Annotated in this window: 11 protein-coding genes and 1 pseudogene; 9 read left to right on the top strand and 3 right to left on the bottom strand. The window is 59.2% G+C overall.

The genetic code is table 11. The annotated features are described in order from the left end of the window. A pseudogene (locus JJ869_RS20030) lies at positions 1-165 on the top strand (IS630 family transposase); the annotation flags it as partial. A gap of 298 nt (positions 166-463) precedes the next feature. Here the strand turns inward: JJ869_RS20030 and JJ869_RS20025 are convergent. Beyond that, a complete protein-coding gene (locus tag JJ869_RS20025) occupies positions 464-1453 on the bottom strand; it encodes a WYL domain-containing protein (RefSeq protein WP_292269988.1) in 990 nt (329 codons plus the stop codon). A gap of 100 nt (positions 1454-1553) precedes the next feature. Continuing rightward, positions 1554-3590 carry an ATP-binding protein gene (locus tag JJ869_RS20020; RefSeq protein WP_292269985.1) on the bottom strand — a complete coding sequence of 679 codons (2037 nt, stop codon included), beginning with the start codon at positions 3588-3590 and terminating at the stop codon, positions 1554-1556. A 118-nt stretch (positions 3591-3708) separates the two neighbouring features. Between JJ869_RS20020 and JJ869_RS20015 the strand changes: the two genes are divergently transcribed. The 8 genes from JJ869_RS20015 (at position 3709) to JJ869_RS19980 (ending at position 7818) form a co-directional block, all read left to right on the top strand. Further along, positions 3709-5088 (top strand): exonuclease domain-containing protein, encoded by a 1380-nt coding sequence (locus JJ869_RS20015; protein ID WP_292269982.1) that lies wholly within the window; start codon positions 3709-3711, stop codon positions 5086-5088. A 43-nt stretch (positions 5089-5131) separates the two neighbouring features. After that, positions 5132-5611, top strand: coding sequence for a hypothetical protein (locus JJ869_RS20010; protein WP_292269979.1), 480 nt, complete (start codon positions 5132-5134; stop codon positions 5609-5611). Between the two features lie 71 nt (positions 5612-5682). Continuing rightward, a complete protein-coding gene (locus JJ869_RS20005; protein ID WP_292269977.1) occupies positions 5683-5808 on the top strand; it encodes a hypothetical protein in 126 nt (41 codons plus the stop codon). 12 nt (positions 5809-5820) lie between these two features. Further along, a complete protein-coding gene (locus JJ869_RS20000) occupies positions 5821-5994 on the top strand; it encodes a hypothetical protein (protein ID WP_292269975.1) in 174 nt (57 codons plus the stop codon). A 4-nt stretch (positions 5995-5998) separates the two neighbouring features. Continuing rightward, the gene (locus JJ869_RS19995; RefSeq protein WP_292269974.1) at positions 5999-6475 is read left to right on the top strand and encodes a hypothetical protein; all 477 of its coding nucleotides are present in this window, start codon (positions 5999-6001) and stop codon (positions 6473-6475) included. Between the two features lie 29 nt (positions 6476-6504). Next, the gene (locus JJ869_RS19990; protein ID WP_292269973.1) at positions 6505-6717 is read left to right on the top strand and encodes a hypothetical protein; all 213 of its coding nucleotides are present in this window, start codon (positions 6505-6507) and stop codon (positions 6715-6717) included. Between the two features lie 17 nt (positions 6718-6734). Then, positions 6735-7265 carry a hypothetical protein gene (locus JJ869_RS19985; RefSeq protein WP_292269971.1) on the top strand — a complete coding sequence of 177 codons (531 nt, stop codon included), beginning with the start codon at positions 6735-6737 and terminating at the stop codon, positions 7263-7265. 82 nt (positions 7266-7347) lie between these two features. After that, the gene (locus tag JJ869_RS19980) at positions 7348-7818 is read left to right on the top strand and encodes a hypothetical protein (protein WP_292269968.1); all 471 of its coding nucleotides are present in this window, start codon (positions 7348-7350) and stop codon (positions 7816-7818) included. A gap of 113 nt (positions 7819-7931) precedes the next feature. Here JJ869_RS19980 and JJ869_RS19975 read toward each other — a convergent pair. Beyond that, positions 7932-8641 (bottom strand): SPASM domain-containing protein (locus JJ869_RS19975; protein WP_292269965.1); only part of this gene is annotated, 710 nt, incomplete at its 5' end.

Below are 8641 nucleotides of genomic sequence, written 5' to 3'. Positions count from 1 at the left end.
CTCAACCCGATCGAAATGGCCTTCTCGAAGCTCAAGGCGCTGATCAGAAAAGCCGCGGCTCGAACCTACCAGGAACTCTGGAAGGCCGTCGGCCATGTGTGCAACCTCTTCACCGACGAGGAATGCTACAACTTCTTCAAGACGGCAGGATATAGAACCGATTAAACGCGACACGCTCTAACGCGCTCCCAGATACTTCCGTGCCTGGTAGCGTGTTGCGGGAAGCTTATCCAATCGACGACAAGCCCGTGTTCTTTGGGCATTACTGGATGTCAGGTGAGCCTGAGCTTCAGAGCGCAAACGCGCTGTGCCTTGATTATTCAGCAGGGACCGATGGCCCCCTTGTGACCTACTCGCATTTTGCCGGTTCGCGTGATCTCAGCTTGGAAAATGTAGAGATTCACCGATAGGGGCTGTCTCGGGAAGGACTGAATTCTGATGAATTCGCTGTCGCCAATACTCGTCACAAGTATCGCCGCCGCGCTTCATCTACTTGGGTGACCATTGCGGAACGCAATTCAGATGGCGACAAAATCTCGACTTGATTGCCCCACCGGAACAAGTGCCAGCACATTTCGCGCAGCCCCCCTGCGCGGAATGACACCGTCAAACTCCCGTCAGGCTCGTCGGTCATGACCTGTGTCGGATGGAACAGATAGAGGCGCGCGTCGGGCGCCGCTTCGGGTGTGAAGCGCCAAACGACATCGTAGACGTCTTCCTGCCAGATCCCGAAGGATCGCTGCATCCAGGCGCCAAGGTTGAAATCGGTCGGCCGCTGAAAAATATCCGCCGTCAGCTCGATCCGCTCAAAACCTGCCAAGGCAAAGAGGCGCACATCCTGCGCGTAGTCGCTGAACGCAACAAGATACTGGCGCCCCTCACCGAGTAGCATCGCAAGCGGGCCGAGGCGCGCGTTGCGGCTCAAAAGCCCAGTCGCGCGCGCGCGATGATCGACGGTGATCCAGGCACCAGCAAGGATCGCTTCGCGGAGCATATTCAGCGTTTCGTCCGGAATGCGCTCGCGTGGACCCGGTCGCAAGGCGACTCCATCCGCTTCCAGCAGCGCGGCAATGTCTGGCTCTAACCGCGCCCGTTTTGGAGCAGAGAGGCGCGCGCGAAGACGGTCCGAGAGCGCATCTAAATGATCCGCAGTGACAAGGTCCCCGGATTGGCGCGCGAGTTCTGCGCCGCGATGAAGAGCTGCGATATCGTCGACGTTCGGGTCGGCAAGGCGGCCTGCGGCACCTGGTGGCAGTCGCCAACGCTTCCGCCCTCCAGGCTCCACAAGTTCCTCGGTTTGTGGAAATGCGTCGCGGATGGCATCGCGCATCCGTTCCGCTGTCCTGCGCGACACCTCAAAGGTCTCGCCGATGTCGTCGAGGGACAGGCCATCGGCGCGGCCCTGCATCTGCATGGCCAGCCGCACTAGATCTGCTAATCGGCCATAACGCATTGGTGCTCCTCCATTTCCATTAGAGTGACGGAAACGCATCATGGCTTCAAGCGGGGCGGGGAGGATGCATGATTGCCGCGCATCTGATGAAGCCCCTCACTCAGCTTGCTGCACGAAACCCGATTGGGTTTCTCGTGTTGGGTTTGGCGGATTGCTCGCGGCGCAGTTCGGTGAGGATCGCCTCGGGCTCAGCAATGCCCAGCAACTTCGATCGCTTGGCAACGACCGCAAAATCCCCGGGAGTCAGTTGGTCGAGTGCCCAAAGCTCCGAGGGAGGATCGGTTTTGAAGAAGCGGCGAAAGCAGGCCTCACGCTGCTCGGCGCTGAGCGGCAGGAATTCGATCTTGAGGCTGAAGCGCCGGGTGGTGGCAGGATCCAGTTGATCGACCAGATTGGTGGTGCAGGCGAAGGGCAGGGGGTGGTTTTCCATCCAGGTGAGCATTTCATTTACCTGAGAAATCTCCCAGCGATGGGTTGCACCGCCGCGTGCGCCGAGGAGCGAATCCGCCTCGTCGAACACAAGAAATGCGCTGGTGTCGCGCGCTTCGGAAAACGCATCTGCGATGTTGCGCTCGCTGCCGCCAACATAGCGATCGAGAAGATCGGAGGCACGCCGCTCAAGGACCGGCATCTGCATGCGCTCCGCGAGATAGCGCGCAAAGGCACTCTTGCCGGTACCAGGAGGACCGCTGAGGCAAAGCCCACCGGTATTCGCGGGACCGCAGGCGACGAACCGCTCCGTGATCAGTGCAAGGTCATGGTCGGCATTGGCCAATTCAGGTTCGAACCTGACGCTGCTGGGGGCCGAAAGCGGGGTGTGCCCGCCGCGCACCGCACGGGAAATCGCCGCGGCCGCAAACTTCACGTCTTCGGCACCGCCGCGCGTGATCCGCGCCGCGCGAAGCGCGCTGTCGGCAAGTGCGGGCGCATCGTCCATGCTGTGGGCAAGTTCAAGGCAGAGGTCTTTGGGCATTGGAATGCGGTGGTGTTCGGCGAGCTTCTCCCAGATGCGGCTGCGCACAGAAACTGGCGGCGTCCTCAGCTCAAGCGTGAAGGAAATTCGCCGCAAGAATGCGGGATCGCAGTCACTGATATCGTTGGTCGTCCACAATGTCGGGACGGGGTTATTTTCCAAAAGCCGGTTGATGTGGACCTTCGAGCCGGAGCGGCGCAGAGACAGGCCAAAAACTCCACTGTCGAGCCCGGGAAACAGGTCCTCCATTTCGTCGAAGAGGATCAGGCTGTTGCCTTGGTCACTGAGCAGTTGCTGGCCGAGGCGCAGCTGCTGGAGGCGTTCGAACCGGGATGGCTCGTCACCATCGTCATCGGTCTCGCCGACAGCATGGAGGCCAGCGCCGAGGCGCTCCGCAAGCGCCTTGCAGAACTCGGTCTTTCCGGTGCCCGGCGCACCGTGCAGCAGAATGTTCACGCCCTTTTCGCGCCGTTCAAGCGCACCGCGCAACAGTCGGAACGTGAAGTCACGCCCAGCGCCAAGATGCTCGAAATCTTCCCAATCGACGGACGCGGCCCCGACACGTGCAAAAAGCTTGCCCAGAATGTCAGCAAGGCTGCGGGAGGGTGGATCCAGCGCCGCAAGAAGCCGGTCGGAGGGGAAGAGACCGAGGCCACTCAAGGGCGGCTTGTCGAACTGTACAAGGCCAGAGACCACCAAGCGCCCAGTCGGCGCAAGGGCGCGCCGCACGCTGGCGGCGGGCAGCCCGGAAAGCTGTGTGACCGCATCCTGCACCGGGATCCGTGCATCATCGACCAGGGAATTGCACAAAGACTTCACGGGTCCAGACCGCCCAGCGCGAACCGCTAGCTCGAAGATGGCGCGCTCATCCGCGTTCAGCCCGACATGGTCCGCCAGGAGGGTGACATTTTCCGCCAAGACATCTGGCTTCGGCAGCGCAGTCGATGCGACGCGCTCCGCGAGCCGCTTCCGCAGGTTGGCCCACACAGGAGCAGGGACACCTTTCTTCCTGAAATTGTCGATCTCCGGATCCCAGTCGAACCCCAGATCTTGATCCTCGGCCCAGCTTGAAAGCTCCTGGGCCACGGCACTGCGGGCGGGAAAACTGTTGGCAATCCGGAACGCCAGATCAATCAAGAATCGCTGCTCGTATTTGTGCGTCATGCAACCTCCATAGTGACAAATGGAATGTAGTGGGCGCATGCGTCAGAATCGGGCGTATCTGTGGCGGCGGCGGTCTATATCTGCGTGACCTGTTCACTAAAACTGCCTATACAAGCTTATGAACTTTGCATTTTTCGATCTCGAGACCACCGGCACGTCGCCTGCTTTCGACCATCCCCTGCAATTCGCGGCGATCCTCACGGATGCCGAATTCAGGGAGATCGAGCGGGTTAACCTGCGTTGCCGCCTTGCTCCTCACGTCATCCCGTCGCCACAGGCCTTGGCGGTCACTGGGGTGCGACCGCATCAGCTTGTCGATCCTGACCTGCCGAGCCTGTTCGAGTTTGCCCAAGCGCTGACAGAGCTGGTGTCGCGTTGGTCGCCCGCGATCTGGACTGGGTTTAACAGCATCCGCTTTGATGAGGAGATGCTGCGCCAGATGTTCTACCAGAACCTCCAACCCGAGATTTTCGTCACGCAATTCAACGGCAACACGCGCTTTGACATTATGACCGCCGTGTTTGCTGTCTTTCAGCGTCGTCCCGATCTGCTCAAATGGCCCGTCGATGAAACTGGCCGTGTCCGCTTTAAGCTCGACCGGCTGGCCCCGGAAAATGGCTTTGAGGGGCACAATGCCCATGATGCCTTGGGGGACGTCGAAGCGACGATCCACCTTGCGCGGCTGATCACTGAACGCGCGCCCGACCTCTGGCAACAACTCCTGGCCAACCGTGATAAGTCGCACGTTCAGGCGCAGCTGGACCAGTTCGAGCCTGTCGAACTGGTTGGGCGGTTTGGGGGCGGCCCTCCGAAGGCAATCATGGTGTGCCTCTGCGGCTATGCTGCAAAGAACCAGAATCAGGCCTATCTTTTCGATCTCGATGCGATGGATCCGGCAGAGTTGATCACAGCGTCTGACGCAGATCTGATGGCTGCCATGGATGCAGAGCCGCGTCCCCTGCGCTCGATCTCGATCAACAAGGTGCCGATGCTCTTGCCGCCCGCGACCGTGACGGATGAACAGCGGCGGCGTGCCCTGGCACTCGCAGAGGCCCCCGAGTTGCGCCAGCGACTGATCGCGGCGATGGCCGCCAGCTATCCGGCCGACTCTGACACGGCGCCGCAGCATGTCGAGCAGCAGATTTTCAACGGCTTCTATGGCTGGAACGACAAGGCGCGTCTGAAGGAGTTCCAGGGGGCGGATTGGCCACGTCGGCAAGAAATGGTTGCGACCTTTGAGGATGCCCGGTTGCGCCAGCTTGGTTCCCGGCTGGTCGCATTTTACGCGCCCAACCTGTTATCAGACAGTGACCGTCGCCGCTACATCGCGTGGCGCCGCGATCGCTGGAACGCGTCGACGGATACCGAGGTTGAGTGGATGACTCTAGGAAAGGCCCGCCAGGCGCTCTTGGAGATGAAGGCGGCATCAGCACAGGATCCCGCCATGCTAGAAGAAATCGAGGCATTCATACGGGTGGCGGTGCCGTCGGGGGGCTGATCACGTCGCGGCTTGGCGATGCAATTGCGCGTGGATTGGGAGCGTGAGGACGATGGCAGATGTGTCGAACGAATTTGATTACTTGCGTGACAAGCACCGTCAGCTGCGCGAGCAGAATTCCCCCGAGCTGAACCTGCGCACGCACAGATCGATCAGCTGGATTGCCCGGGCTGCCGCATTGATCGACGACGATCCCGATGCCGCGTTCATCTTCAGCTGGATTGCCTTCAACGCCGCTTATGCGAAGGACATGGGGGATGACCCTGGGTCATTCGCTCGGGCAGATTTCCAGAACTTCTTCGACGCGCTTGTGCGATGCGACCCAAGGAGCCGCATCGCCCATGAAATCTGGCACCACTTCGAAGGCGTGGTGGCCGAGCTGCTGGACAACAAGTACATCTTCAGCCCGTTCTGGAAGTTCCACAATGGCGATGCTCAGTATGACAACTGGCAGGTACGTTTTGAGAACGCCAAGAAGGCGCGCAATATGCGATTGAAGGGCAAGAAACCGCTAAGCTTCTGAGCATCCTGTTCGACAGGCTCTACGTACTGCGGAACCAGCTCGTACATGGTGGCGCGACATGGAACAGCCAGGTGAACCGAAAGCAGGTGCGTGATGGCGCGGAACTCCTGCTGAGCCTTCTCCCCGTCTTTGTCGACACGATGATGTCGAACCCGGACGAAGATTGGGGTGCGCCATACTACCCCGTCGTGGATTGATGGGGTGATCGGGTGTCGGAGACTGCCGCAGGTCTGCTTTTTCTCATCGTCGCCGGCATGGTTGCGATAGGGCTGCTTGTCCTTCTCTTTCGCATCCTCACCAGCCGCCTGTTCCTAAACCTTTCGACGCTTCTGGCTCTCGCGTTTCTGGGCTTTCTCGCGGTCTTGATCGGCTGGGGAGGATGACTGCATGATTGAGAAGGCGGTCGGCTTGGCTGAAACCCGAGGTTGGGATTTCGATATAATTTCGCCTCTGCAGCTTGCTCTGGCAATTCCGTCACCCCGATGGCGATTCTACTATACTTCAGATATCTATTGCTCGACCGACGGCGCCGCTTGGGGCTTTGTGATGCTCAAAGAGTTCGAGGTTATGAGTAGCCGAGAACCAGAAGTGAGCTTGGCGATTCAGCGGCTACAACAGTTCTGTGCGCCTGACGAAATCGATATTCTTCCAGCGCCACAATACCTGATCAGATACACGCGGGACATCGATGTCGACATCAACGGCAAGCTCAAAACCCAACTCAGCCGCGCAATAGATGAGGCAATCGCTCAGATAGATATGGCTTGGACAGTGCTGATGTTGGTCAACTGGGGCGACAAATCCGCAGGTGAGGCCCTCGCGTCCGCAAATGCGTCGGAGCTTCGAGGGCTTTCGGAAAAATAGTCGAATGGCTAAAGAAAAGGCGGATTGTGATGGGGCTTAAGCAGGATGACTTCAAGATACCCGAGGAAAAGCTTGAAGAACTCAACGCAGAGATTGAGCGCGTAGTGGCAGACTATTTTACACGCAGCCCGGACGCTGATCCGCTCGATGGCATGACGGTGGTCTTCAATTTCGGATTTGGGTTGGGCCGCGATTTAGATGTCTACGTTGCTGGCAAGACGATTTCAGTCGACTTGGATTGATTGGTCAGGGGTGAGCGATGTTTGGCTTTGGCAAAAAAGACCAAGACGGCAAGCAGGTCTGGATCGAACATCGAGGTAAATACACGCGCGCTTCGCGTACGGGCGGTGTTGCGGTTCGGGCTGAAGAGAAGGTGGGCCCGCTAAACTTGACGGCCAACTCGTCGAATGGCCTGCGGGCGTCCACCCGGGTTGCAAACGGCACACGCGTTGCAATGCAGAACGGAAGGTTTCAGCTGATCGGTCGTTGGCGGGCAGGTCCGCTTGGCTTCAATTTGTCGAAGACGGGTGTCAGTGCGTCTGTGAAGAACAAGGCGGGGACCTTCAACTTCCTGAAGCCCCAGTACTCGTCGGTCAAGTTTGCCGGCGTACAGCTGCGCGGCAAGAAGGCTGCTCAGCTGCAGGTCATCTACATGTTGTTCATCGCAGCCGTGGTCTTGCTGGCCTTTATGACGCGTGCTGCAATTTATCTTTTGTGGCTCTTGGCCCTGCCGATCTTGTTCGTGCGGGATCTTCTGGTCGGATTTGTGCAGGGGGTGCGCGATGCGTAGGTGGGCTCTCCGGTTTCTCAGCCACTCATACCCCGCTTTGCTCTGCGTCCCCATGATGGTCCAGCCCGTCCAAGCAGACCCAGTGGTCGACTTCATCATCGAGCAGTTCCAGGAACAGTGTGATGCTGAACAGGCGAATTTCCGCGGGATTGACGACGATCTTGATGCGCCGCTGCAGGGCGTCTTGAGCCTATCCGAGGACGCCATTTACGACATTGCGCTGACACCGGATGGTGTCACGGGTACGGTTCTCTATAACGAGTTTCACTGCACCAATATCGGATACGGCTGGTGCGGCTCTGGCGGCTGCGGATTCCATCTGATCGTGGACGGGGTCGCCTTTTTCCGCCGGAGTGGATTTCGACCGTTCTCAGTGCTGCAAGGGGAGAAATCATTTGTTCTGATCCCCATCCATGGGAGCGGTTGTGTCACAAGTGACGGGAACAGCGGGGCTGGCGTAGATCCGTGCTATGTGGTGGCAACCTGGGATGCCGACGCGGCGACCTTCAGAAGCAAAGACGGCGAAATTGATCTCAGCCCGATCAATCCGTGAGGGGTTGGGCTGAAGGCTGTTGGCGCAAAGCGGGGCAAACGCTGGAGATGGTATGAAAGGTGCGCTGCAGTTCTGCGTCTGGTTTGTTATCGCGTTCCTCGCGATGCATGGTTTTATCGATCTGGTCTTTTGACCTCCCGCACCACCATCCCCGTCAAATGCCAGACTGCCGCCATCATGATCCCCATATTAAAGGCAAACTCGTTGGCGCAGCTCTGCTTGAAGAACTCCCCTTCGAGGAACATGCAGGACCCTTTGCAGAGCTGAACGACGGGGCATGACAGGCACTCGTCCCGGAAGGCGAAATGCGTCGCGGTATCGAGCGCGATGGCGTCAAACTCGGCGACGTGGCCGATCCTGTGGACGCCCTTGGCCCCGGTGTTCTGACAAGTCATGACGTTGCCACGCAGATCGACGGCGATGGCGTCGGGGCTGTCCATTCCGCATTTTTGGCCGAGCGCTTCGATGGGCCGCTGGCGCTGAATCGACGCATAGAATTCGTTGATACGCTCCCCGAGGCCAAAAGCGTCCGGGTCCTCCACCAGCGCCTCGAAGATCGACCGCGTCAGGCTGTTCAGCTCCGCGGGCTCGAACCGCCCTGTCCCAATGGCGGTCGCGGCGTCATAGACATTCACCACGCCCTCGAGCCCAACGAAGATGTCGGGCCCGACCTTTTCGGCGAACCAGGACTTGAGGGCCCGCAGGTCGAGATGCTGGCGCGTCAGCACCGCGTTGAACCCGGTTTTTTGGAGGCGCTCGGCAAGCAGGGCTTCAATCCATCGGCGCTTTTTGGGATCATCGAACGGATCCGGCCCGCGCAGAT

This window comes from Marivita sp., assembly GCF_017643905.1.
In the GTDB taxonomy this organism is placed as follows: Bacteria; Pseudomonadota; Alphaproteobacteria; order Rhodobacterales; family Rhodobacteraceae; genus Marivita.
Note: the sequence above shows the minus strand (reverse complement) of the source record. Positions and strands in the feature narration are given on the sequence as shown.

Excerpts from the sequence above, each read along its gene's own strand:
- JJ869_RS20025 (WP_292269988.1), bottom strand. The coding sequence starts at position 1,453 with ATGCGTTATGGCCGATTAGCAGATCTAGTGCGGCTGGCCATGCAGATG.
- JJ869_RS19990 (WP_292269973.1), top strand. The coding sequence starts at position 6,505 with ATGGGGCTTAAGCAGGATGACTTCAAGATACCCGAGGAAAAGCTTGAA.
- JJ869_RS20020 (WP_292269985.1), bottom strand. The coding sequence starts at position 3,590 with ATGACGCACAAATACGAGCAGCGATTCTTGATTGATCTGGCGTTCCGG.
- JJ869_RS19995 (WP_292269974.1), top strand. The coding sequence starts at position 5,999 with ATGATTGAGAAGGCGGTCGGCTTGGCTGAAACCCGAGGTTGGGATTTC.
- JJ869_RS19985 (WP_292269971.1), top strand. The coding sequence starts at position 6,735 with ATGTTTGGCTTTGGCAAAAAAGACCAAGACGGCAAGCAGGTCTGGATC.
- JJ869_RS20015 (WP_292269982.1), top strand. The coding sequence starts at position 3,709 with ATGAACTTTGCATTTTTCGATCTCGAGACCACCGGCACGTCGCCTGCT.